The 24,074-nt window shown below is 72.8% G+C and carries 16 protein-coding genes; 8 read left to right on the forward strand and 8 right to left on the reverse strand.

Going from position 1 to position 24,074, the window contains the following annotated elements; translation table 11 throughout:
- The first annotated feature begins 78 nt into the window (after positions 1–78).
- Entirely contained in the window at positions 79–3,057 is a 2,979-nt protein-coding gene (locus ACZ68P_RS14240; protein WP_471005838.1) for a hybrid sensor histidine kinase/response regulator, read from the forward strand.
- Between the two features lie 217 nt (positions 3,058–3,274).
- On the opposite strand, the gene ACZ68P_RS14245 is transcribed toward ACZ68P_RS14240, so the two are convergent.
- Positions 3,275–5,635 (reverse strand): PP2C family protein-serine/threonine phosphatase, encoded by a 2,361-nt coding sequence (locus tag ACZ68P_RS14245; protein WP_471005839.1) that lies wholly within the window; start codon positions 5,633–5,635, stop codon positions 3,275–3,277.
- Between the two features lie 338 nt (positions 5,636–5,973).
- On the opposite strand from ACZ68P_RS14245, the gene ACZ68P_RS14250 reads away from it, so the two are divergent.
- Together ACZ68P_RS14250 and ACZ68P_RS14255 are read left to right on the forward strand one after the other, a co-directional pair.
- On the forward strand, positions 5,974–6,471 hold the full coding sequence (locus tag ACZ68P_RS14250) for a hypothetical protein (protein ID WP_471005841.1): 498 nt from the start codon (positions 5,974–5,976) through the stop codon (positions 6,469–6,471).
- Positions 6,468–7,505 carry an iron-containing redox enzyme family protein gene (locus ACZ68P_RS14255; protein WP_471005843.1) on the forward strand — a complete coding sequence of 346 codons (1,038 nt, stop codon included), beginning with the start codon at positions 6,468–6,470 and terminating at the stop codon, positions 7,503–7,505. Before ACZ68P_RS14250 ends, ACZ68P_RS14255 begins: the two co-directional genes overlap by 4 nt.
- Positions 7,506–7,639: 134 nt before the next feature.
- On the opposite strand, the gene ACZ68P_RS14260 is transcribed toward ACZ68P_RS14255, so the two are convergent.
- A complete protein-coding gene (locus ACZ68P_RS14260) occupies positions 7,640–9,031 on the reverse strand; it encodes a D-alanyl-D-alanine carboxypeptidase family protein (protein ID WP_471005844.1) in 1,392 nt (463 codons plus the stop codon).
- Between the two features lie 585 nt (positions 9,032–9,616).
- On the opposite strand from ACZ68P_RS14260, the gene ACZ68P_RS14265 reads away from it, so the two are divergent.
- Positions 9,617–11,494, forward strand: a complete 1,878-nt coding sequence (locus ACZ68P_RS14265; RefSeq protein ID WP_471005845.1) for an NAD-binding protein — start codon at positions 9,617–9,619, stop codon at positions 11,492–11,494.
- 193 nt (positions 11,495–11,687) lie between these two features.
- Here ACZ68P_RS14265 and ACZ68P_RS14270 read toward each other — a convergent pair whose 3' ends face one another.
- Positions 11,688–12,839, reverse strand: coding sequence for a hypothetical protein (locus tag ACZ68P_RS14270; protein ID WP_471005846.1), 1,152 nt, complete (start codon positions 12,837–12,839; stop codon positions 11,688–11,690).
- A gap of 251 nt (positions 12,840–13,090) precedes the next feature.
- Entirely contained in the window at positions 13,091–13,636 is a 546-nt protein-coding gene (locus tag ACZ68P_RS14275) for an MOSC domain-containing protein (protein WP_471005847.1), read from the reverse strand.
- Between the two features lie 284 nt (positions 13,637–13,920).
- Between ACZ68P_RS14275 and ACZ68P_RS14280 the strand changes: the two genes are divergently transcribed.
- Positions 13,921–14,205: a hypothetical protein gene (locus ACZ68P_RS14280; RefSeq protein WP_471005849.1), complete on the forward strand. Its 285-nt coding sequence runs from the start codon at positions 13,921–13,923 to the stop codon at positions 14,203–14,205.
- A 1,466-nt stretch (positions 14,206–15,671) separates the two neighbouring features.
- Here the strand turns inward: ACZ68P_RS14280 and ACZ68P_RS14285 are convergent.
- Complete coding sequence (locus ACZ68P_RS14285; protein WP_471005850.1) at positions 15,672–18,017, reverse strand: SpoIIE family protein phosphatase; 2,346 nt, start codon at positions 18,015–18,017, stop codon at positions 15,672–15,674.
- 546 nt (positions 18,018–18,563) lie between these two features.
- Between ACZ68P_RS14285 and ACZ68P_RS14290 the strand changes: the two genes are divergently transcribed.
- Together ACZ68P_RS14290 and ACZ68P_RS14295 are read left to right on the forward strand one after the other, a co-directional pair.
- Positions 18,564–19,061 (forward strand): EF-hand domain-containing protein, encoded by a 498-nt coding sequence (locus tag ACZ68P_RS14290; RefSeq protein ID WP_471006376.1) that lies wholly within the window; start codon positions 18,564–18,566, stop codon positions 19,059–19,061.
- Between the two features lie 459 nt (positions 19,062–19,520).
- The gene (locus ACZ68P_RS14295; RefSeq protein ID WP_471005851.1) at positions 19,521–19,763 is read left to right on the forward strand and encodes a DUF5133 domain-containing protein; all 243 of its coding nucleotides are present in this window, start codon (positions 19,521–19,523) and stop codon (positions 19,761–19,763) included.
- 484 nt (positions 19,764–20,247) lie between these two features.
- On the opposite strand, the gene ACZ68P_RS14300 is transcribed toward ACZ68P_RS14295, so the two are convergent.
- The 3 genes from ACZ68P_RS14300 to ACZ68P_RS14310 all read right to left on the reverse strand — a co-directional run bounded on the left by ACZ68P_RS14300 (position 20,248) and on the right by ACZ68P_RS14310 (position 21,460).
- Positions 20,248–20,517, reverse strand: a complete 270-nt coding sequence (locus ACZ68P_RS14300) for a hypothetical protein (RefSeq protein ID WP_471005853.1) — start codon at positions 20,515–20,517, stop codon at positions 20,248–20,250.
- 52 nt (positions 20,518–20,569) lie between these two features.
- Positions 20,570–20,932 (reverse strand): ArsR/SmtB family transcription factor, encoded by a 363-nt coding sequence (locus ACZ68P_RS14305; protein ID WP_471005855.1) that lies wholly within the window; start codon positions 20,930–20,932, stop codon positions 20,570–20,572.
- A 153-nt stretch (positions 20,933–21,085) separates the two neighbouring features.
- Positions 21,086–21,460, reverse strand: a complete 375-nt coding sequence (locus ACZ68P_RS14310) for a hypothetical protein (RefSeq protein WP_365721704.1) — start codon at positions 21,458–21,460, stop codon at positions 21,086–21,088.
- Positions 21,461–21,812: 352 nt separating this feature from the next.
- Here ACZ68P_RS14310 and tap point away from each other — a divergent pair, with 352 nt between their 5' ends.
- Positions 21,813–23,963 (forward strand): telomere-associated protein Tap, encoded by a 2,151-nt coding sequence (gene tap / locus ACZ68P_RS14315; protein ID WP_471005856.1) that lies wholly within the window; start codon positions 21,813–21,815, stop codon positions 23,961–23,963.
- Positions 23,964–24,074 lie beyond the last annotated feature (111 nt).

Below are 24,074 nucleotides of genomic sequence, written 5' to 3' on the forward strand. Positions count from 1 at the left end.
GGCCCGCCCTAGAGTGGAGAAGCGAGCCGGGCCGCCGCGGTGCACCCCGTACCGCTCCCGTATCGCCGCGAGGCCGAGATGGACGAATCCCCCCGCACCACCCCCACCCCCTCCGGCGGCGCCGCCGAACGGTCGGCCGGGCCGGGCGAGGACGGGCTCCGAGAGCTGCTGGCAGGACTCACCGCGGTCCGCGACGGCGACCTGTCCGTGCGGCTGCCCGAAGCCGCCGGCGGCATCCAGGGCCAGATCGCCGCCGTCTACAACGACATGGTCGGCCAGCTCTCGCTGGTCACCTCCGAGGTCACCCGCGTCGCCCGCGAGGTCGGCGGGCAGGGCCTGCTCGGCGGACGCGCCCGGGAGCTGCGGGTGCACGGCGTCTGGCAGGAGCTGACCTCCGGCGTCAACACCATGGCGGACAACCTGACCTCGCAGGTCCGGTCCATCGCCCAGGTCGCCACGGCGGTCGCGGGCGGCGACCTGACCCGGAAGATCCGCGTCGACGCGCGCGGGGAGATCCTGGAGCTCAAGGAGACCATCAACACGATGGTCGACCGGCTCTCGTCCTTCGCGGAGGAGGTCACCCGGGTGGCCCGCGAGGTGGGCACCGAGGGGAAGCTCGGCGGCCAGGCCACCGTCCTCGGTGTCTCCGGCACCTGGAAGGACCTCACCGACAACGTCAACTCCATGGCCGACAACCTCACCAACCAGGTGCGGAACATCGCCCAGGTCACCACGGCCGTCGCCCAGGGCGACCTCACCAGCCGGATCGACGTCTCCGCGCGGGGCGAGATCCTGGAGCTGAAGACCACGATCAACACCATGGTCGACCAGCTGTCGTCGTTCGCCGCCGAGGTCACGCGCGTGGCCAGGGAGGTCGGTACGGAGGGCAAGCTCGGAGGGCAGGCCGAGGTCGAGGGAGTCTCCGGCACCTGGAAGCGGCTCACCGAGAACGTCAACGAACTCGCCGGGAACCTCACCCGTCAGGTCCGCGCCATCGCCGAGGTGACCAGCGCCGTGGCCGAGGGCGACCTCACCCGCTCCATCGCCGTCGAGGCGCCCGGCGAGGTCGGCGACCTCCGCGACAACATCAACGCCATGGTCGAGTCGCTGCGGGCCACCACCCGGGCCAACGAGGAACAGGACTGGCTCAAGACCCACATCACCCGGATCGCGAGCCGCATGCAGGGCACCCGCGCGCTGCCCGACATCGCGGAGCTGATCATGACCGAGGTGCCGCCCCTCGTCGACGCGCAGTACGGGGCCTTCTTCCTGGCGCAGCACGACGAGCGGGGCACCGCACTGGTCATGACCGCGGCGTACGGCCTGCCGGAGGACCCCGGCACCGCGCCCCGCCGCTTCCGCCTGGGCCAGTCCCTGGTCGGCCAGGCCGCCCGCGACCGGCGCACCCTCGTGGTCGACCGGGTGCCGCCCGGCTACGCCACCATCGCCTCCGGCGCGGGCCAGGGCGAACCCGGCATGCTGATCATCCTGCCGATCGTCCTCGAGGACCAGGTCCTGGGAGCCGTGGAACTCGCCTCGCTCCACCCGTTCACCGCCATCCACCGCGACTTCCTCGAACAGTTCGTGGACACCGCGGGGGCGGTCGTCAGCTCCCTCGTCGCCAACCTCCGGACGGACGAACTGCTCGGCCAGTCGCAGCGCCTCACGGACGAACTGCGCTCCAGTTCGGCGGAGCTGCGGGAGCGGCAGCAGGAACTGCAGCGCTCCAACGCCGAGCTGAAGGAGAAGGCGGCCCTCCTCGCCGAGCGCAACAAGGACATCGAGTCCAAGAACCTCGTCATCGAACAGGCACGCCAAGAGCTCGAGGCGCGCGCCCAGCAGCTCTCCCGTACCTCCATGTACAAGTCCGAGTTCCTCGCCAACATGAGCCACGAGCTGCGCACACCGCTCAACAGCCTGCTGATCCTGGCGCGGCTGCTCGCCCAGAACCCCGAGGGGAACCTGACGGACAAGCAGGTCGACTACGCCGAGGTCATCCACTCCGCGGGCTCGGACCTGCTCCAGCTGATCAACGACATCCTCGACCTGTCGAAGGTCGAGGCGGGCAAGATGGAGATCCGTCCCGAGCCGTTCGCGCTGCACCAGCTGCTCGAGTACCTGGAGGCGACCTTCGGGCCGGTGGCCGGCGAGCGGGAGCTGGAGTTCGCGGTCACCGTGGACGCCGACGTGCCGGACGAGCTGACCACGGACGAGTCGCGGCTGCGCCAGATCCTGCGCAATCTGCTCTCCAACGCGATGAAGTTCACCGACAAGGGGCGGGTCGAGCTGGCCATCGGCCGTGCCGAGGGCGACGACCTTCCGCCCCGGCTGCGCGGAACCGGGTCCGCCCTCGCCTTCCGGGTCAGCGACACGGGCACCGGGATTCCCTCCGAACGTCTGAAGAGCATCTTCGGCGCCTTCCAGCAGGGCGACGGCACCACCGCCCGCAGCTACGGCGGCACCGGCCTCGGGCTCTCCATCAGCAGGGAGGTGGCCGGGCTGCTGGGCGGCGCCCTCGACGTGCGGAGCACCCCCGGTCACGGCAGCGTGTTCACCTTCTTCCTCCCCGAGCCCCGGCTCGGGGGTCCGCCGGGACCGGCCGGTGTGCCGGGAGCCGGGGAGGGCACCTTCACGGCCGTCGGGAGGCCGGTCGCGGGCCCCGAGGACGTACCCGACCCCCGCACGGCCGGCCGGACCGTCCTGGTGGTCGACGACGACGTACGGAACGTCTTCGCCCTCACCGAAGTGCTGGAGGGCCACGGGATCCACGTCCTGCGCGCCGACGGCGGCCGCACGGGGCTGGACCTGCTGAGCAGCCACCCCGAGATCGAACTCGTCCTGATGGACGTCATGATGGCCGGCATGGACGGCTACGCCGCCACGGAGGCGATCCGGTCGCTCCCTGGCCGTGCGGACCTGCCCGTCATCGCGGTGACGGCCAAGGCCATGCCAGGCGACCGCGCCAGGGCCCTGGCGGCCGGCGCCAGCGACTACGTCGCCAAACCCGTCGACGCGGACGAGCTCATGAGGAAGATCCGGCAGTGGCTCACCACCTGACCAGGGCCTGACGGCGATCCTCCGACGTCTCACCGCCCGGCGGTGACCTGGGCCTGGGCTCCGGGGCCCGCCGGTGGTGACCTGGGCCTGAGCTCCGGGGCCCGCCGGTGGTGTGACCTGGGCCCGCCGATGCTCGACCCGGTCCCGCCGAAGTCGACCCGGCCCCGCTCACGTCCATCGGGGCACGGGCGGCCGTGCGGCCTTCCTCCGGTGCCCGTCAGAGCACCTGCACCGCCACGATGCTCGTGTCGTCGTCCGTGTCGCCGCCGGCCGCGCTCAGCAGGCGGTCCAGCAGCTCGTCCAGCGGATAGCGGCTCTGCCGCGCGGCCTCCGCGACCAGGTGCGCGAGGCCCCGGTCCAGGCCGTCGTGGCGGCGCTCGATCAGTCCGTCCGTGTACAGCAGCAGCGTGTCGCCCGCGCGCAGCCGGGTGCGCCGCTCGCTGTACGTGTATCCCGGCACCGCGCCGAGCAGCACGTCACGCGGTGCGTCGAGCAGCCGGGCCTTCCCCTCCCTGATCAGCAGGGGAGGGAGATGGCCGGCGCTCGACCAGACGAAGACACGGTCCTCGGGCTCGTACAGCGCGCAGACGGCCGTGGCGGTGGGATGGTCCGTGGTGCGCAGTGTCAGCTCGTTCAGCCAGCGCATCAGGCAGCGGGGGGAGTTGCCGGTGAAGGCGAGCCCACGCTGGGCGTTGCGGAGGGCCACCATGCCGTTGACGGACGTGATGCCGTGGCCCGCGATGTCCCCGACCGCGACGAGGACCTTGCCGCTCGGCAGCGGCAGGACGTCGTACCAGTCGCCGCCGACCCGGTACTCCTCGGCGGCCGGCCGGTAGCGGGCCGCCACCTTCAGACCCGGCAGTTCCTGGAGGTCCGGGACCTCGGGCACGATCGCCTGCTGGAGTTGCAGGGCCAGCCGATGACGGATCTCGGCACGTCCCTGCACGGCCGTCAGATGGTCGAAGGTCGCGTTGAGCGCCGCCTCGGTGCGGCGGCTGGCGGACACGTCCTGGTAGACGCCGGCGACGCCGCTGACGGCCCGCCCGTCGAGCAGCGGTTCGGCCGCCACCCGGACGTGGCGCACGGTCCCGTCGCCGAGGAGGACGCGCAGGACCGTCTGCGCGCCCGTCCGGCGTTCGGTCAGCGTGGTGAGCAGTGCGGTCAGGGCCGAGCCGTCCTCCGGGTGCACCCGATCCCGCAGCCCGAGCAGGGGGACGGGCTTCTCGTCGCGGGCCATGCCGAAGATCGCGAACGCCTGCTCCGACCAGATGGTCTCGCCGCCGGTGAGGCTGTCCTGGAAGGTGGCCACGCTCTGCAGACGGGCCACCGCCCGCCCCGCCGCCAGGCCGGGGTCGCTCGCGGTGTGCCAGAGCACGACCGTCCGCTCGGCGCCCGCCGGCAGCACCCGGACGTCGAACAGCCGGGGCGAGCCCGTCGCCGGGGCGTCGGCGCCGGGCAGCAGGGGCGCCCGCTGCACGCGGGCGCTGCGGTGGGCGCGGCGCGCGAGGTGGGCCAGGTCGGCGTGGACCCCCGGCAGGGCCAGGGCCAGCGAGCGGTCCTCGGGCGACGGCGCGGCGCCGATCGCCTCCACCGCTTCGTCGTTGAGGTGCTCGATCGTCGGCGCCGTCGACGTCGACGGGGTGTGCAGGAGCATCGCCGGATGGATCAGCGCGTCCAGGACGTCGGCGAGGACGGGAGTGGCCGCGGGGGCCGTCTCCGCGGCGTTGAGGACGGTGCCTGCCACCTCCATGAGCCCCATCAGGGCGCGCCGCAGCGGGGTCTCCAGGGTCAGCGGCCCGGGCCAGCAGACGAGGGCGAGCCCGGCCGTCGCGCCGCGCACCCGCAAGGGGAGCAGCGCCCGGGCGGAGCGCGGTGACGGGCCGGGGAGGACGTCGGCGTGTCCGGCGTCCAGCCAGGCGGGCGAGCCGTCGGCGAGGACCTCCCCGAACAGCCTCGGACCGGCGGGGGGAATCCACTGCCACAGCGCCGCCTCGGCCGCGCCGACGCCGGCGTGTCCCGCGAGCCGCAGACATCCCGAGTCGGCGCGTCGCCAGAGCCAGAGGCTCTCCGCCCCGAACGGGGCGAGGCCGCTCTCCAGCAGGGTGCGGGCCGCTTCACCGACGGTGTCGGCGGTCTCGGCCGCCGATACGGCGCGGCGGGCCCGGCGCGTCTCGGCGATCCGGCGCGCGGCGGCCCCGGCGGCGTGCTCCTCCTTGGCCTGCGGCAGGGAGCCGGGCCCCGATCCGTGCTCGGGGCCGAGGGGCCCGCCGTCCCCGCCCTCCGCCCCCGGACCGAGGGCCGGGCGGAGAGAGGACCCGGCGAGGCTGTTGACGATGTCCGCGGCGAGGTCCTCCGCCTCCAGGCCGGTGGCATGGGCCAGTGCGTCGAGGTGGGCGGCCGCGTCGGCGGGGGAGGCGCTCAACTGGGCCGCGAGGACGCCGGTGGCCAGGTCGAGGAGGTGCCGACGCCTGCGCTCCGCGCGCAGCCGGCGGATCTCCGCCGTGAGCAGGCCGAGGCCGTCCGGGCCGGACACGGCCTCTCCGGCACCGGGAGGCTTCGCCGCGGGCGTCGCAGTCACGGCTTCTTCGTCCCTCCACGCACGGTCGGCGGGGTCGTCGCACTCGCTCGGAATTCTACCCGTGTGGGGTTTTTCCATGAGTTCGTAATGATCTGTACGGGATCGTCCCTCTTCCGGAGTGAAGCGGCGCACCGTGGCCGTGCGTACCGCAGGCGCGCGCTGTGGCGTGCCGACCGGGTGTCTGAAAGGCGCTTCTCCGGGTACTCGCGGCGGCAGAGCCCGAGAACCGGTGCCTCCGGCCGTGGCGGCCGGGGCCGCCGGCCTCGGACCGCATGCGTGAATCAGGACGGACGGACGGCCCGGATCTCACCGGACCGGCCCGCTGGGAGGTGTCGGCGATGGAGGAAGTACGGCTCTCGCCACGCGAGCGGCGCATCCTGGCCGAGATCGAGAGGGAACTGGAGCAGGACCGGGGCCGGGATGACCGACGCCTCGACGGCGACCTCCGCGAGGATGTCCGCGGCGACCTCCACGACGACGTCCGCGACGGCGCCCGCCGGGACGAGGCGGGTCCGGACGAGTCCCGCCCGGCGCGGGGCCGGTGGCCGAGGCGGCGCGGCGCGACCGGGAGGTCCGCGGGACCCGGGTCCGCAGGTTCCGAATCCGCCGGTTCCGGTGCCTCCGCCGCCGACGGACGTCGACGCGGGGCGAGCGGCCGGCGGGCCGCCTGGGGAACCGCCCTGCTGGGCCTCCTCGCCGTCGCCCTTCTCGTCGCCTCCGTCGTGACCGCGGCACCCGTCCTGGTCTGGGTGTTCGCGGTGGTCTGGGTCCTCGCCCTGGCCTGCCTTCTGCGCATGGTGATCCGCTGGTCGAGAAAGATGAGGACGGGAACATGAGCAGTGTCACCGATACGGCCACCGAGGCCGCGGGTCCGACCACGGCCGCCCCCCGGCTGCCGTCCGCCCGCGGCGAGGTCTCCGAGGCCGTGCGCGCCCATCTGCGCGGCGACGCCTCGGTGCTGCCCGACGCCGCCGTGACCGGGCGGCTCGACCCGTACGGCGAAGATCTCCACCTCGCCCTGCACCTCTGTTACGAACTCCACTACCGGGGCTTCGACGGGGTGGCGGACGAGCGGGAGTGGGATCCGGCCCTGCTGGAGCTGCGGTCCCGGCTGGAGACGGGCTTCCTCACCGCCCTGCGCGACGAGTGCGGGGCGACCGACGACGTCGCCGAGGCGCTGGGAGCCATCCTCGTCGAACCGGTCGACGGAACCGGCCCCTCCCACTTCCTCGTGGACCACGGAGAACTGTGGCAGCTCCGGGAGTACGCGGCGCTGCGGTCGGTCTACCACCTCAAGGAGGCCGACCCGCACGCCTGGGTGATCCCGCGGCTGCGCGGGCGGGCCAAGGCGTCGATGGTGGCGGTGGAGTACGACGAGTTCGGCTGCGGCCGCGCCGAGCGCATGCACGCGCGGCTGTACGCGGAGCTGATGACGGACCTCGGACTCGACACGACGTACGGCCGCTACGTCGAGGCGGCCGGGGCGCCGACCCTCGCGACCGTCAACCTCATGTCGCTGTTCGGGCTGCACCGCGCCCTGCGGGGAGCGCTCGTCGGCCACTTCGCGTCCGTCGAGATCACCTCCTCGCCCGGCTCCTCCCGGCTCGCGCTCGCCCTCGAACGGGCCGGTGCCGGACCCGCCGCCGTCCGTTTCTACGAGGAGCACGTGGAGGCGGACGCCGTCCACGAGCAGCTGGTCCGCCGCGAGGTCGTCGACGGCCTCCTGGAGGAGGAACCCCACCTCGCCGCGGACGTCGCCTTCGGGATCCAGGCCACCGGGCTCCTTGAGGACCGGCTCGGCGACACCCTGGTGGCGGCCTGGTCCCGGGGTGGGACGGCGCTCCGCCGCCCGCTCGACGAGTGCGAGTGACCAGGGCGTCACGTGGCGGAAGGGGCGCCCGTGGCGTTGGCGGCGCCGCCCCCGCCACGGGCGCCGAGACCTGACCACCCTCCCCGAGTGCGGGACGCGGCTCGTCCATCGGGGCCGGGCAGCGGAAAGTGCGGTCAGCTCCCGCCGTCGCCGGTGCCGGCCGAGCGGCGCCGCCACAGCCAGAGCGAGAGAGCCGCGCCCAGGGCCGAACCCACCAGGGCCAGCGGGAGCCCCGCCCACGGACCGGAGGGCACCGGACCGTGTGGACCGGTCTTCTCCGGCCCGGCGTTCCCCGCTCCGGCCTCCTCGGCTCCGGTCTTCTCCGGTCCGGCGTTCCCGCGCTCGGCGGGCAGCGGCTCCGTCAGGGCCGCCACCCGTTCCGACACCGGCGCCGGCCGCGCCGCCGGTCCCGCCGTGGCCGACGGCCGCGGGCTCCCCGGCGCCTTGCCCGCCTCCTTGCCCGGGCCCTTCTGCGCGCCGTCCGCCGGCCGTCCCGCCGCGGCGGCCTCAGCCGTCTCGGGCGCCGGACTCTGCCGGGCCCGCAAGGGCTCCGGGACGAGGGAGCCCACCGGCCGGACCCGGTCCGCCGCGTCGAACCCCCAGTCGAGCAGTGACCTGGCCTCCTCGTACACCGCGCGCCCGCCCGAGCGCGGGTTCATCACCGACACGACCAGCGTGCGCGAGCCTCTGCGCGCGGCGGCGATCAGGGTGTTGCCCGCGCCGCTGGTGTAGCCGTTCTTGATTCCGATGAGCCCCGGGTAGCGCGCCACGCCGTCCGCCCCCGTCAGCAGCCGGTTCGTGTTGCGGATGCCGTACGACCACGAGCCCGAGGGAAAGTCGGTGTAGGGCGTCGAGCAGTACCGGACGAACGCCGGGTCCTGGAGCCCCGCCCGGCCGAAGAGGGCCAGGTCGTACGCGGACGAGACCTGCCCCGGCGCGTCGTACCCGTCCGGCGACACCGCCCGCGTGTCCCGTGCTCCCAGGGCCCGGGCCTTGTCCTGCATCTGGCGGGTCATCGACTCCCAGCCGCCGCTCATCGCCGCCAGCACGTGGACGGCGTCGTTCCCCGAACTGAGGAAGACGCCGTTCCAGAGGTCCGACACCTTGTAGGTGTACCCGGGCCGGACACCGACCAGGCTGCTGCCCTGCCCGATCCCCTCCAGCTCCCACTCGTCGACCTTGTGCAGCCGGTCGGCTTCGAGCTGGGGCAGCGCGGTGAGGGCGAAGAGGGCCTTGAGGGTGCTGGCCGGGGGCAGCCGACGGTGGGCGTTGCGCGCCGCCAGGACCTCGCCGGTGGCGACGTCGGCCACCAGCCAGGACCGCGCGGAGGAGTCGGGGAGGTCGGGCGCGCCCGGCAGCGGCTGGACCTGGGTCCCGGTGCGGTGCAGCCGGCTCGCGTCGATGAAGCGAGCGGTGGGAGGCGTGGGTTCGGTGACGGACGAGGCCGTGGCCGCGGGGGCGGGCAGCACGAGCAGCAGCGCCGCGGCACCGGCGGCGGCATGACGGACAGCTGACGTGACGATCATTCAGCCACCGTAGGAAGCGGGGGCTCCCCCCGCAGATCGGAGTGCGCCGACCGGCGTACGACGGGCGCCACGGCGGAGCGCGCCGAACGGGACGCCGAAGAGAGCGCCTGCGGCGCCCGCGGCCGCTGCGGTGCCTGTACCCATGCGGTGGCGGTGGCGGTGGCGGTGGCGGGCCGGTGCCGGTGCGTCGGTGGTGGCTGCGGCGCCGGTGGCCCGTGCGGTGGCAGTGGCGCCGGTGGTGGCTAGGGGGCCTGTGGCCCGTCCGGCGCGCGGGCCGTCCGCGATGCCGCGGTATGCGGGGCCGCTGCGGGGTCCGCGGCCGCTGTGGCGCCTGAGGTGCCTGCGCTCTCTGCGGCCCCCTGGCACCCGGCTGCCCGTGGTACCCGAGGTGTCAGAGGAGCAAGGCATCCTGGTGACGTGTCCTCACACCCCGCTCCCCGCAGCCCCGTTCCCCCGGAGACCGCAGCGCCACGGGCCCCAGGCGCCCCCGGTGTTCCCGTCGCCGCCGGTCCGGCCGGAGCGCCGTTCGGCGCGCCCGCGCCCCGGGCGGCGGACGGGCACCCCCGGTCCGCTCCGGTCGGTCACATGATCGTCTGTGGCGACGACGTGCTCGCCCACCGGCTCGCGGGGGAGCTCCACGACGTCTACGGCGAGCGGATCACCCTCCTCGTCCCCGCGCCCCGCGAGCCCGAGAGGCCGTCGGCCGGCCGGCCGGGGCTCGCCCAGGCGCTCTTCGGCAGGGTGACCGCGGCCGTCATCCGGGGCACCGTGGGGGAGCAGCGGGGGGCCGCGCCGGCCCGCTCCGTCCGGGTCGTGGAGACCGCCGAGGTGGACGACGCCGTCCTCGTGGACGCGGGTGTCGAGCAGGCGGCCGCGCTCGCGCTCGTGTACGACGACGACGAGACCAACCTCCGTGCCGCGCTCGCCGCGCGCCGCCTCAACCCCCGGCTGCGGCTGGTGATCCGGCTCTACAACCGCAAGCTGGGCCAGCATCTGGAGACCCTCCTCGACCAGGCCGCGGCCGTCGCGGAGCCCTGCCTGGACCCCAAGCTCCTCGACGCGTCGACGACCGTGCTCTCCGACGCCGACACGGCCGCCCCGGCGCTCGCGGCCACCGCGATCGCCGGCACCAGCAAGGTGATCCAGGCCGGGGGCCTCCTGCTCCACGCCGTGGAACGGACCCCGCCCGCCCGAGGTGAGGTCCCCGACCCGGGCCTGTGCACCCTCGCCCTGCTGTCGGCGACCACGAACGACCCGGCCGGCTGCGAGGGCTCGGAGCGCAGCGGCGACGAGGGACCCCAGCTCCTGCCCGACGACCGGGCCGTCGCGGCGGCTCCGGGCCGGGCCACGGTCGCCCTCGAAGCGGTCGCCTACGCCGGCCCGACGCTCTCCTCGAACCGGTTCGGCGCCTCCGCCCTGCCCGTCGCCTCGCTCTTCTCCCGCCGGCTGCGCTGGTCGCTCGCCGGCGTGACCGCCGCCGTCGCCGCGATCGCGCTCGCCACCTGGCTCACCACCGGCGACCACCCCCTGCACGCCGCCTATCTGACGCTGCTCGACCTCTTCGCCATCGGTGAGCCCGCCGTCGGCGAGACGACCAGCCGCCAGGTGCTGCAGCTCCTCGCCGGGCTGCTCGGGCTGCTCCTGCTGCCCGTCCTGATCGCCGGGCTCCTCGAAGCCCTCGGCACGTTCCGTACGGCGACCTCGCTGCGCCGCCCGCCGCGGACACTGTCGGGCCATGTGGTGCTCCTGGGTCTCGGCAAGGTCGGTACGCGCGTCCTCGCGCGATTGAGGCGGCTCGACATCCCCGTGGTCTGCGTCGAGTCCGACCCCGAGGCGCGCGGTGTGGCACTGGCCCGCCGGCTGCGCGTGCCGACGGTCATCGGCGACGTGACGGAGGAGGGCGTCCTGGAGGCGGCCCGCATCCACCGCGCCCATGCCCTGCTCGCCCTGACCAGCATCGACATCACCAACCTGGAGGCCGCGCTCTCGGCCCGCGCGGTAAAGGCCGACCTGCGCGTCGCCCTGCGCCTGTACGACGACGACTTCGCCACCGCCGTCTACCGCACCCTGCGCACCGCCCACCCGGACGCCCTCACCCGCAGCCGCAGCGTCTCGCACCTGGCGGCACCGGCCTTCGCCGGCGCCATGATGGGCCGCCAGATCCTGGGCGCCATCCCGGTGGAGCGCCGGGTGCTGCTCTTCGCGGCCGTGGACGTGGCGGGCAACCCGCTCCTCGACGGCCGTACGGTGGCGGAGGCGTTCCGGCCGGGCGCCTGGCGGGTCATCGCCCTCGCCACCGGCTCCGCGCCGCTCGGACGCCCGGGCGCGGGGCTCGTCTGGCAGCTCCATCCCGGCCGACTGCTCGCGCCCGGCGACCGGGTGGTGATCGCCGCGACCCGCCGCGGCCTGGCCGAGCTCCTGGGCCGGCGCCCCCGTCAGCCCGCCCCTGACGAGGTGGGCTGACGTGCGGCCCGGGGAGGCCACGCAACGCAGGGGACGGCCGGGGCCCGGCCCCTCTCACCGCAAGGCCCCTGCCGTCTCCCACAAGCCCACCCCTACCCCTGCCCGCGTGGTCCTTCCCGACAGCGCGACCTGGACCGCGTCCCGGCAGCACTCACCCGCACCCGACCGAGCAGACGGCCCGTGCCCCCGGCCCCTACCGGTTCGGGCCGCGGAACAGGGAGAACGTCTTGGTGAGCGCCTTCAGGGGTGAGGCGCCCTGCTCGGCCGCAGCCGGCGAAGGCATCCGGGGCGCGTCGGTGCCGCTGGTCGCCTCGGCGAGCGCGGCGTGCGCCGACTCGGCCGCTTCCCGGTACAGATCGCAGGACGCCGTCATGGCCTCGAGCGCCTTGGCGTACCGGGTGACCATGGCCCGTGCGTGGACAAGCTCCTCGTCCGGGGTGAGCAGGTGCCAGCCTTGGCGCAGCCGTGTCAGGACCGGTTCGGCGTCGGCCGGCATCGGCTGCGGCAGCGAGGCGAACTCCTGGATTTTCCGCAGGAGTTCGGTCGGCTCCGTACCGTCAAGGAACACATCCCGTACGGTGAACCGCTCCGCCTCGTAGCCCACCACCTGCGGCGTCGGGGACAGGACGACGGCCCCGCCGCGCGGGAGCCCCACGCCCAGCTCACGCTTCGTCGCGAAGTCGGCGATCAGCGCCTGCTCCGGCGTGGCCCGGTGCTCGACCACCCGGTGGCGCAGGCTCGGCGGCAGGAACGCCGTGATCGGCCGCTGCCCCCGCGCGTCCGGCGTCATCGCCTCGTGCACCACGACATGGATGAACCAGCTCTTGCGGGAGCAGTCCCGCAGCAGGCGCCGCAACTCGCCGTCGTCCTTCGGCAGGTGGTTCACCCGGCGCAGGCGCACGCCCGGCATCCTCTCGTGGTCCCACGCGACCTGGTCGCTGTCGGGCCAGAACACGGTGGCGGGCGAGGGCCAGCCCGCTTGCCACGCCCGCTCCGCCTCGGCGGCGAGCACCCAACCGACGCCCTCGCTCTCGACGCGGCGGGCCTCCGGGTCGTACGTGGTCAGTTGCGCGCGCACGGTGACACCGTCGGCCACGCGCCAGCGGGCCTCGAAGATCCGGCGGGCACAGGGACCGGCGTCGGCGGACTCGTCCCGGGGAAACAGATCGGTCGAGCGGGCCGCCTCGACCGGGTCGAGGTCCAGGAACCCGTCGATCACGCCGGCCGCCTGGAGGGCGAGCAGGTTGCGCCGGACGTCCCGCTCCGGCTCGGGCCCGAGGTGACGTCCGCGCCCGAGCCATACGGTGTCGGGGACAGTGGTGGGTGAAGAGCTGCTCTTGGCCATGGAACCGTCCAGTGGGTGATCAGGGCCCGACCAGTATGGTCCCCGGCCCGACCGGCCACGTCCATCAGGTCCGCCACCGGCACACGCGGGCACGCTTCCCCGGGCGGGGACTGCCCGCGTGCAGCCGGGTCTGCTCTGCTCCCCGCGACGTGGGCCGGCTTTACGCCGCTCACCCCGCGAACACCTCTTGGCCGCGGCAGGCACACGGCTTGATGCCGTCGGCAGCCGGGCACGTACCGGGGAATCCGTTGCTAGACCCGTTCCAGTGGGCGGTGGGGGAGGGGCGGGAGTTCGACCCGGATGGAATCGTCGGGGCGGACGACCCCTCCCCGGCGGACCACGGCCATGACACCGCACTTGAAGGTGAACTGGCCGGACACGGGGTCCAGCGCGAAGACCTCACCGAGCAGCCCCTTGCGGAAGTCGTTGATCTTCGAGCACGGGTTGCGGAGTCCCGTCACCTCGAGCACCGCCTGCTCGCCGAGATGGAGCAGAGCGCCGGTGGGCAGGGCCAACAGGCCCACCCCGCGCGTGGTGATGTTCTCGCCGAGCTGACCGGCACGCACCGTGAAGCCCTTGAGCGCGAGCTCCTCGAAGAGTTCCTCGTGCATCAGGTGGACCTGGCGCAGGTTGGGCAGGTCCGGTTCATAGGTCATGCGGAACTGGTGGCGGATCGTCTCACCCGCGTGCACGTCGTCTTCCACTCCGAGCCCCGTGAGCAGCGTGATGGCATCGCGCTGGGGCTTGCTGAACGCATACACCTCGTTACGGCTCACTGCGGCGACCTGACCGGTCATGACCCCTCCCGCCTGTTGTCGTGCTGTGGCCGGTCGATCCTAGAGGCGGCGGGGCCGGTCGCATGGTCCGCCATCCGAGGAAGCTCTCCCCGTGGCTCCCACGGCCAAGCGTCTTGAGACGGCAGCAGCCCTGTAGGGCGGGGTTCGGCCAAGTGGGCGCCTGGCCTGGCGGGTACCCGCGAGCTTCCCGAGTCTGGGTGCAGTGGCCCGCGGCAGCAGGGGTGCCTCTTCCTGTACGCCGACCGTGGGCCGCCCCCAACCGCCATCCCCCCAGGAGAGACTCCATGCCCAGAGCTACGACGACCAAGGTGACGCAGCCCGTCACCGACGACAGCATCAAGGTGCGCCAGCTCAGCCACTACCAGTTCAGCTGGGTTGCCGGTGAGCCCGCCGCGCGAGGCACCCTCACCCTGCAGCTCGTTCTGGACGAAGGCGCCTGGGAAGAGGTGCTCACCGTCGACGCCGACGACGCCGACGTGCTCCAGGACCTCCTGCGCAGCACACCGACCGTGCATTACGACGTCAGCCGTCGAACCCTGATGTTCGGCGTCACCGCCGTCGGCACCTGAACAGACCCTGCCTCACGACCCAGCGAAGCCGCAGGTCGCCGCCGGCGACGGGTGCCCGCTCCGGCAGCCTCCGCTTCTGCCGCACCAGTGCCCCGTGAGCGCCCTGTACGGCGCACGCCTGGTTCTGCGAGGAGGGCGGCCGTCCCGGCTTCGCCAGGTGGCCGCCCTCGTCTCGATCAGGCGCCCCGGGACGGCCATACCGCGACGGGCGGTGAGCCGGCACAGCTCCACGACCGCCCCGACGCCCCACGGCATGCGCTCAGCCGGCCTCCGCTGTGGTACGAGGACCCGGCTCGGCCTGTGCGACCCGCAGCCGGTGCGCCAGCCGGCGGGAGGCATGCACACTCCGACGAGCCAGGCAGAGCTCGCCCGCCGGGACATGGCAGGTCGGGCACGGCTCCGCGAAAGCCCCATGCCGGAAACGGCGGTGCGTCTCATAGGCGGCGTCCAGCATCGCATCGAGCGCCGAATGCGGGAGAACGACGGAGACACGGTCGGCTGCGCGCACCGACCGGCAAGGCAGGGACGGGGTCGGGGTCGGGGTGGGGCTCATGGAGGGCATCTCCTCGGGTGGCAGGGGCAGGGGGCCGTAAGCCCTCACACTCCATCCATCGAAAGGGCGGCGGTTCTCGACGCGCATACCCGCGTTACCGCAGCTCAGACGCAACTCGTTCGTGCTCTGTGGTCCCTCACCACGCCGGCCTCCTCCGCGCGCCCCCTGCGAACGCCGGCCGTTCCGTTGGCATCTATGGAATGTCCGCGTTCGGGAGGAGCTCCACGAGCGATCTGGCGGCGTCGCGGGACTTCTGGATGCGTGGGCTCGGGTTCATCGAACCGCTCAGCGTCCCCGACACGGTCCATACAGACCTGGCCCCCGCACGAGCCGTCAGTCCTCCGGGTCGAGACGGTCGCGGTCCAGGTGCCGTTCTCGCAGGCGGACCCGGACACCCCTCCTTGGGCGACCACCTCGGACCCGGTCGGTGCAAGTCAACCCTGGTGCCCACCTGTTCAGCCCTCCGCCAGGCGCCACAAGGGAGCCACACGGCGCGCCGGTGCCCCCTCCCGCAGCGTTCGGTACAGGACGAGGGCCTCCGGGAGCCGAGCGACACCGGATGCGCCCCGGTTCCGGCCCAGATCTGCGCCGGCCCCACGGTGCCCCACAGGACCGCCGCCACCAGCACACATGACACAGCTCTCACGCCGACCCCCATCTGCCCACGCACGGATGGCGCGAACGTACCGAGACCGGCCGGGCGGGGGCCCCTGTCGGAAACGATGAGATCCGCGCCGCGGCCACCACGGATCCCCTGTCTTCGCACCACGGAGGCACGATGGACGGGCCGGCCGAGCCGGCAAAGCGCCACCGCGGTGCGGCGTCACGAAGCCACGGCGGTACGCAGCCGGCTCGACAGCCACTCTGCGGGGCGGGGCGGGGCGCCAAGTACGCCCCGCCGACCGAGCCACCCTCAGACGGGCCGCGAACCGGCCCCCGTCTCCCCGCCCGCCGCGGATGGCGCGGACCGCGAGGGGCAGGTTCGGGCGAGGGCGATGAGGGCGACGTCGTCGCAGAGCCGGTGGGTCCACCGCCTCAGGTCGTCCATCAGGCGCGCCAGCAGCACACCGAGGTCCCCGGCCGGAAGGCCGCTCAGGCGCTCGGTGAACGGGTAGAAGGTGCCGGAGGCGTCGCGGGCCTCGCTGAGGCCGTCCGTGTACAGGAGCAACGCCGTGTCGCGGGGCAACTCCACCTGCGTGGGGACGGGCAGGGTGTCCGGGGCCAGGAGACCGCATCCCAGGGGGAGCAGGGCCGGTACCTCCACCTCCCGGACCCGATGACCGGGCCCGATCAACACGGGAAACGGATGACCGCAGTTGACGGCGCTCAGACGGTCGGCGCCCTCGGGGTGTTCCAGCAGCAGCGCGGTGGCGAACAGTTCACCGTCCCGGCGGGCCAGGGCGGCACGTGCCAGGTGACGGTCGAGCCGTGCGACCAGCTCGGTGAGTTCGGCCGTCTCGTGCGCCTGGGTGCGGAAACAGCCCAGGACGTCGGCGACGGTCTCCACCGCCTGGAACCCCTTGCCTCGCACGTCACCGATCAGGACACGGGTCCCGAAAGGGGTGTGCGCGACATCGTAGAAGTCCCCGCCGACGCCGACATCGGCGGTCGCGGGCCGGTACAGAGCGCGCAGGGTCAGATCTCCGGCACTGGCGGGCAGGGGCCGCAGCACCGCCTGCTGCAGCGCGGTCGCACCGGCCCGGGTGCGGGCCAGGCGTTCGGTCTGCCGGCTCCGCGCCCACACGGCCAGTCCGACGATGACCCCGGTGACGACGAACGCCGTCATCGACAGCGGACGCCGCGCGTAGTGGTCGTCACTGACGGCGGTCACCAGCAGGTACTGGGCCAGCGCGGCGCCCGCGACCGCGATGGCCACCGCCGAGCGGCCCAGCACGACCGCGGCCAGCGCCAGCACGGCCACGGTGATCCACAGCAGCCCCTCGCCGGTGACCGCACGCGTCGCCTGCGGGATCACCGACCCGTAGGGGATGCCGCTGACCGCCGCACCACCCAGTACCACCGCCGCGGGATAGGCCGTCGCCACCGTCCCCCGCCCCCGTACGGGCAGAGCGACCAGGAGGCGCGTGGTCCAGGGCACCTGCGCCAGGATGATGCCGAAGCCGATCCCGGCGGCGGCCAGGACCGCCAGGACGGTGGCCAGAAGGCCGCGCTCGTAGGGCAGGACCGGCAACAGAGCGGTACAGACGGCCGCCAGGGTCAGGCCCAGTGAGGAGGCGGCACGCGCGGCCACCGCACGGCGCATGGCGTAGAGGCCGGCGGCGACGAAACCCGCACCGAAGCCCATCCACGCCACCATGCTCTCCTCCGGCGTACCGCTCGGCTCGGTGAGCAGAACCAGCAGCACCGTCGCCGTCGCCGACTGCCCGAACCCCCACACACCCCCTGCCATGACAGCGGCGCCCACCACCACGCGCGGCTTCCACGCCCCCCGCTCGTCCGCCTCACGCCCGCGCCCGCGGCGGCGCCACGACGGCCAGGCCGGCAGGCAGGCCACCGTCAGCACGGCCAGCGCCACCGCCAGCAGCGCGACCACCGTGGCGTCCAGCCAGTCGCGCAACGGGATCGCCTGCAAAAGCCCGCCCAGCAGGACGGTCACCACGCACCCGACGCCGAAGGCCGGAGGCGCCGGCGAAGAGCCGGCCGGTAGCGCCGTCACGGGCAGCAGGCGGACGGCGGCCGGTAGCAGACACAGGCAGAGTGCCAGAGGTACGGCCTCCACCGCCCGCCAGCCCCCGACCCTCTCGGCGACCAGCGCCAGCAGCACCCCCATCGTGAGAGCCACGGCGAGCACGGCGAACGCCGCCCCCACCGCGCGGCTCAGACGCCCCGTCAGGTGCAGCACCGGCACCGACGCCACATACCCGGCCACCGCCCCCATGATCGAGGCGCTCTCCACGACCAGACCCGCACCGTACGCCCACGCGTTCGGTGCCGAGACGATGACAGCCCCGCCGACGCACGACCCGACCAGCGACCCCAGAACCACACGCCGTGTTCCGTACACATCGACCGCCCGGCCGGCCACGAACAACCCGGCCAGCGACGCACATACCACCAGCACCTGGGACAGGACCCGCGCACTGTCCCCCATCGAGAGGTCGCCACCCGCCCCCGCCAGGGTGAAGTTGTGCAGCGTCGGCGCCAGGATCCCCAGCGAAAGCCCCACCACGAGCATCAGCCTGACCGGGCGTGCGTGCCCGCCCCCGTTCCCGCGGAGGTCGATCCGTGCGCCGGTCACCGCATCCACCTCACAGCCCGTTTCCGTCCCGAAGATCCTTTCTCACCGGGCTCGAAAAGGGCTGGTGACGCACCGGAGCTCCGCCGGCACATGAGCCCAAGGCAGGAAGGCCCCGGCGGCAGCCGACCGGGACGGGCACATCCTCGTGCGTGTGAAGGGGGCAGACACCTCCCGGTACGCCTCCTCCCACGACGCCGGCGCCGCGGCGACGCCCGTGCCCGGTGCTCCGGCGCCGGACGTGACCGGCCAGCCGGCTGAGGAAGACCAGGACCGCGGCCAGGCCCCCGAAGATCACCACGAGCGGCAGGAAACGCTCGTGCGGCCGAGGTTACGGCCGCCACCCAGCCGGGTCACCCACAGGGAGAACCCTCATGCCCTTCGCCGCCCACCGCATCCCCTCGACCAAGGCCTGCGCCGCAGCCGGCTCCACACCGCTACCGCTTCACCCGGGCGGCGGTGCTCCGACGGGCGGCAACGGGCTGGAATGGGGGCGTGACTGGTGTCCGTTCCAGTCGGAAGAACCTGCAAGGAGCCTTGGTGGACATCATGGTGGCGCGGGAGCGCATCTTCCGCATGCTCGACGTGGACGGCGACGGAGTGATCTCCCGCGAGGAGTACCTCGCCCGCCCGGTCCGTGCGGCAGCGGGACTCGGCCGTGACGCGCACGACCCCCTGGTCTCTACCGCGCGCTCGCTGCACGAGCGTGTCTACTCCGCCATGGACGCCGACGGCGACGGGAAGGTGACGCTCGCGGAGTATGCCGCCTGGGCCGGCGCCCAGACCTTCGACGACGTCTGCCATGAGGCGCTTGGCTCCTTGTTCGACCTCGCCGACACCGATGGTGACGGCACCCTGAACCGGGCGGAATTCGCACGGCTGCGCGAGGTCCTGGGCAACCCGGCCGACGACGCCGCGACGGCGTTCGACGCACTGGACACCGACGGCGACGGCCGTGTCGACCGGGACGAGTACCTGGCCGCGATCCGGGTCTTCGTCAGCGACGGAACTTCCCCCATGTACGAGGCACTGGTCGCCGCCCGCTGAAAGACGGACACGTACGAAAGCGGCAACAGCCGGACCCCGTCCCTCGCTCCACCGATCGGAAGGTGTGGGCGACGGGAACGGGGGCAGACGGGTGCTGAGCGAATGGGACCGCTCGGGAAATGCAGGGTCCTGCCGGACTTCCCCCCTCCGGCGGGCCCGTGGGTGGTTGAACGGCCCGCACCGGACACGGTGCGGGCCGTTCGGCGTGTGCCGACGGCTGAAGGAAGGACCGCGCTGCGCGGTGACCGGCCGTGGCCGCCGCTCTGTGAGACGCGAGAGAAGCAGGCCGACGGGCGTGAACGCTGAGGCATAGGTCTTTCGATGCGGGGCATTCGAGGTTCTGCTTGACGCTGCCGGGGCGTGAACCCTGGCGTCCGGATGCCAGGGGAGACAGCCGCAACCTCGCGGTACGGGCGGACCGTACCGCGAGAGGGCTGTGAGGGGAGAGGTGGTACGACCATGATCCTTCCGGCGGAGAAGGAGCTGCGCGAGGTGTTGGCCCGGTTCGCCCACGCGCGCATCGAACACGACGTGCGCCCCACCGGGGCCACCAGCAGGGCCCTCGAAGACACCACGTACACCTTGTGCGTGATGACAGGGGAACGCACCATCGAGCGCGCTCTGCTCGCGGCGGACGCATTGCTTGACCAGTACACCGGCCGCGCGGGCGTCTCCCAACAGGACGCGACACTGGCGGCGTAGACCCACACCCGCGGGCGTGGGCACGGCCGCCCGGCACGCTGGCAGCACACGAGCGCCGTACGACCACACCAACACGGCCCGGGCGGTGGAATGCCGACGCCGGGGCCGAGCCGGATGCGTCCTGCCCGACGTCCGCCGAGATCCTCACCCACCCGCGGTCCACCCACACCAGCACCCACCGCCTGGCAGCCTGCAGCGGGGGTGCGCGGAGCCGGTCCCACTCAGAGGCCGGCTTCCACGTATCCGGGTGACCGGGTGACACCCAGCCGACGAGCGGCACCCGACGCCCGCCACGACACGCTCCGGCGGTGCGGCCGGCGTGGGAAGGTCGAGCACGCAGGCGAGGGCGGCTGTGACAGGGGCGCGGTGGTCAGGTCTCAGCTCCGGGGACTGAGGCGACCGTCGTGGGGACGCCCATGGAAGCCGGTCGACCGCACCATCCCGACGCCTCGTCCACGACGTCCCGCCTTCCGCGGTGTGATGGTCACTCGGTGGCGGCCATCATTTCCACGAAGATGAGACCCGCCGCGACGGCCCACAGCAGCAAGGTCCCGATGGTGGCCAGCACACGCGTGGAGGGGGGATGGACACCGACCGGCTGGCCGGGGTCGTCCGGGTGGTAGCTGATCTCGATCCGGCTCGCGGACGCGTCCCGGTAGTAACCGTGGGTCGTGCCAATCGCATCCGTGTACTCGTACTTCCCCGACTTGCCGTACGGACTGCTGCGCACCGCCATCACCGTGATGCCGCGCACTCCGCGTCCCTTTACGAGATGGGGACCCCGCGCCAAGGGTGTGCGCGCCGTCTCACGAACCGCGCTGCGAAGGCGAGGCTGTCGGCGTGTCGGCGTGCCGGAGTTCCGCCAAGAGCTCGCTCTGCCCGACCAGCAGTTCCGTAAGGATCCGGCGTGCGGCCTTGAGGAGGTCGGCGACGTCGCCCCCCGCCAGCGCGTAGCTGACCGTGGCGCCGTCGCGGACCGAGACCACGATTCCCGAACGGCGCAGGACCGCCAGTTGCTGGCTGAGGTTGGACGGCTCGATGTCGATGTCCTTGAGCAGCTCGCGCACGGGAAGCGGGCCGTGCTGGAGCAGTTCCAGGACGCGGATCCGCACCGGATGCCCGAGCATACGGAAGAACTCCGCCTTGGCCTGGTACAGCGGCACCTGCATGCGACGACTCTCCCCGACTGCCCTGACCTCTGCTTACGGACCCATTCTCCCGCGTCCCGGCTCCGGCCCATCGTCGACTGATCACTTTCAGATGTGTCGACTTGAAGATTCCTTCAAGTCGAGGGCATACGAAGCCGGGCGACAGGAAGACGGTTACAGCTCCAGATCCGCCTCGATCCGCCTCAGCTGGTGCCGGGCCATGGCCAGATTCGCTCTGCCCTTGTCCAGGACCATGTACAGGAACAGGCCGTTGCCGCCCCGCCCCTTGATCAGCCGGATGAGGTGGTACTGGCTGTCGAGGGTGATCAGCATGTCCTCGATGCCGTCCTCGATGCCCAGCATCTCCATGGTCCGGAGCTTCGCCCGGACGACGTCGGTGTTGCCGGCCGCCGCCACTGCCAGGTCGAGATCCTTGCTCCCGCCCAGCGCGCCGAGCGCCATGCCACTCGTGTAGTCGACCAGCGCGACCCCCACGCTCCCCTCGATGGAGGCCATCGCCTCCTTCAACGACGTTTCCACACTGACCATCAGTACCTGCTCCCTTGGTTCTCGACGTACCCCCGGCCCGGCGACAAGCCCCCACGGCCGAGTGGTGATCACGGACGACTTCCACTAGACACCAAAGGTGCGGGCAATGAAGGGCTTTCAGCGGAAGGTGATGCCCCGGGCATAGGACGGCCCGCCGTTTCCGAGCGGTCTGTCGTGGGCCGACGGATCGGCCCCACCCCTCTGTCGGCCCTAGCGAGGACCGCGGGCCTCGGGGCACGGACGGCACACCAGACGGCGGCTTCCGGGCCTTCAGTCGTTGACCGCGAAGGTCACTCGACACGGTTAAGCAACCGGGTTAAAAGCGAGGTTAAATGCTGCTAGTCTCTGTGACATGGGCCTTAGTGAGGAAGAACTGCTCGCCGCCGCTGATGAGTTGCTGGCGGAGGTGCCGCAGCTTCCGTCCCCGGCGGAGCGTGCTCGTCTGCGTGAGGCCGCTGGTATCACGCAGGCCCGGCTCGCGGTCGCGCTGAAGACCACGACGCAGACGATCAAGAACTGGGAGAACGGCAGAAGCGAACCGCGCACGCCGCGCCTGGAGGCGTACCAGCGGATCCTGAACGGCTGGGCGGCAAAGCACCCCGCGCACGGAACACCGACCGCCGTGCCGGCCCCTGTCCCCGCGCCGCAGCCGCCGGCCGCGTTCACCGCACCGGCCGCACCGGTCACCCCGGCCTCGCAAGCGGAGCCTGTCACACCGCTGCCGTTTCCCACCCCGGCGAGCGCACCCGAGCGTCCGGTCGAGTCCGGGCGTCCGGCCAGCCGCTTCGCGCCCTCGCGGCTGCCGACGGCGAACAAGGCCGCCACGCCCGCAGTCGACCCCCGCTTCCCCAGCGGACCGCTCGCCGTCCTGGACGGCGACGGCAACGCGTACGGCATCGGCGGGATCACACTGGACTGTCCGGCCACCACCATCGTGGAACTGGTCGAGTGGACCCTCACCACGTCCGGTCTCGGGGCACCGAAGCTCCACCGCTACGGCACGGACTCCGACCCCCTCGTCGTCCTGACGGCGACCGCAGCCGCGAAGTTCGGCCTGCCCGAACGCCTTGAGGACCGCCGCAGTCTGCGCCTGCCCGATGACCACCCGGTCGTCACACAGGTGACCAAGGCCAAGTGGCAGCTCACCCAACGCGGCTTCGGCCCCTGGCCCCGCATCTACCGCAAGGCCCAGGGACGCGACCGCCAGTGCGTCCAGCTCGCGATCCTGCCCTGGGACGCCCTGGACTCCCGCTCCTGGCCCGGCGTCAACGAAGCAGAAATGGACCCGGCCGGCATCGCCCGCGTCCTCGGCATCTACGCACAGCGCGTCATCACCCCCCGCGGATCCACAGCCGTCTCCGGCCTGGAACTGATGACCGCACTACGCCCACCGACCCGCCCGGTACGCGACGAGGAGACCGGCAACTGGACCCGCGGTCACCACGCCGGAAGCCTCGGAACCGTGCCGCTGTCGCCGGCGCCGCCGGAAGCCCGCCCGGAACACCCTGTCGTCGTCACATCCGGCTGGACGGGCGGCTTCGTCAACGAAGAGGCGTACCAGTGGGTCCGCGACATCGACCTGCTCACCGGCGAGGAGGCAGCGCTGCCGTACGCGGTCGGTCTCGACCTCAACACAGCCTTCCTCGCCTCCACCGCCCGCCTGATGGTCGGCCTTGGCGAACCCGACCACTTCGTACGCCCGGATTTCTACCCCAAGGTCACCGGCTCCTGGCTCGTCGACCTCTCCCACATCGACCTCGACCCCCGCCTGCCCAGCCCCTTCACGCCCACCGGCCGGCGCCCCACAGGACCGGCCTGGTACCAGACGCACACCGTCGCCTACGCCCAGGAACTCGGCTACAACGTCGAGATCCTGGAGGCGTACCTGCGCCGCGAGACCGGTGCCTACCTCGACCCCTGGCACGACCGGCTCAAGACCGCCTACGCCGAGACCCTGGCCGACCTCGGCGTCACCCCCGACCTCACCGACGCGGACTTCCTCGCAGCGATGGAGGTCCACAAGCAGGTCGACCCGGCGATGGCCGCCGTCCTCACCGCGATCAAGGCAACGGTGAAGGGCGGCATCGGCAAGCTCTTCGAAGGACCCCAGGGCGCGGGCTACAAGGACGGCGAGGAGTGGCCGGCCATGAAACGCCCCACCTGGGCTCCATGGATCCGCAACGCGATCATCTCCAAGACCAGGGTCAACATGCACCGCAAGCTCGCCAACATGGCCAGGTTCACCGGCATGTACCCGCTCGCGGTTCTCTCCGACTGCGTCGTCTACCCCGCCGCGAGCCCCAGCCCGCTGGACTTCCTCCCCTACTCGGAGTCAGGCAAGCCGATTCCGGGTGCCTTCCGCCTCGGCTCCACACCGGGCCGGGCGAAACTGGAAGGCGCACAGCCCATGACCTGGGCGGTGGACCTGATGGAACAGGGCTACAACCCCGCCCGCCATATCAAGGGCGACGGCCACGACGCCGTCATGGACGCAGGCGAGTAACCCCCCGGCCACCATCCACCGGGCCGCCCCGAACACCGGCCCGGAACGCCCGCCCTAAGCCACCCCTCCCACACGCCCGGCCACAGCTCTTCCCGAGCCCCACCGAACCGC

It is taken from the genome of Streptomyces sp. NPDC036822, from assembly GCF_055609145.1.

Excerpts from the sequence above, each read along its gene's own strand:
- ACZ68P_RS14240 (WP_471005838.1), top strand. The coding sequence starts at position 79 with ATGGACGAATCCCCCCGCACCACCCCCACCCCCTCCGGCGGCGCCGCC.
- ACZ68P_RS14250 (WP_471005841.1), top strand. The coding sequence starts at position 5,974 with ATGGAGGAAGTACGGCTCTCGCCACGCGAGCGGCGCATCCTGGCCGAG.
- ACZ68P_RS14255 (WP_471005843.1), top strand. The coding sequence starts at position 6,468 with ATGAGCAGTGTCACCGATACGGCCACCGAGGCCGCGGGTCCGACCACG.
- ACZ68P_RS14260 (WP_471005844.1), bottom strand. The coding sequence starts at position 9,031 with ATGATCGTCACGTCAGCTGTCCGTCATGCCGCCGCCGGTGCCGCGGCG.
- ACZ68P_RS14265 (WP_471005845.1), top strand. The coding sequence starts at position 9,617 with ATGATCGTCTGTGGCGACGACGTGCTCGCCCACCGGCTCGCGGGGGAG.
- ACZ68P_RS14270 (WP_471005846.1), bottom strand. The coding sequence starts at position 12,839 with ATGGCCAAGAGCAGCTCTTCACCCACCACTGTCCCCGACACCGTATGG.
- ACZ68P_RS14275 (WP_471005847.1), bottom strand. The coding sequence starts at position 13,636 with ATGACCGGTCAGGTCGCCGCAGTGAGCCGTAACGAGGTGTATGCGTTC.
- ACZ68P_RS14280 (WP_471005849.1), top strand. The coding sequence starts at position 13,921 with ATGCCCAGAGCTACGACGACCAAGGTGACGCAGCCCGTCACCGACGAC.
- ACZ68P_RS14290 (WP_471006376.1), top strand. The coding sequence starts at position 18,564 with ATGGTGGCGCGGGAGCGCATCTTCCGCATGCTCGACGTGGACGGCGAC.
- ACZ68P_RS14295 (WP_471005851.1), top strand. The coding sequence starts at position 19,521 with ATGATCCTTCCGGCGGAGAAGGAGCTGCGCGAGGTGTTGGCCCGGTTC.
- ACZ68P_RS14305 (WP_471005855.1), bottom strand. The coding sequence starts at position 20,932 with ATGCAGGTGCCGCTGTACCAGGCCAAGGCGGAGTTCTTCCGTATGCTC.
- ACZ68P_RS14310 (WP_365721704.1), bottom strand. The coding sequence starts at position 21,460 with ATGGTCAGTGTGGAAACGTCGTTGAAGGAGGCGATGGCCTCCATCGAG.
- tap (WP_471005856.1), top strand. The coding sequence starts at position 21,813 with ATGGGCCTTAGTGAGGAAGAACTGCTCGCCGCCGCTGATGAGTTGCTG.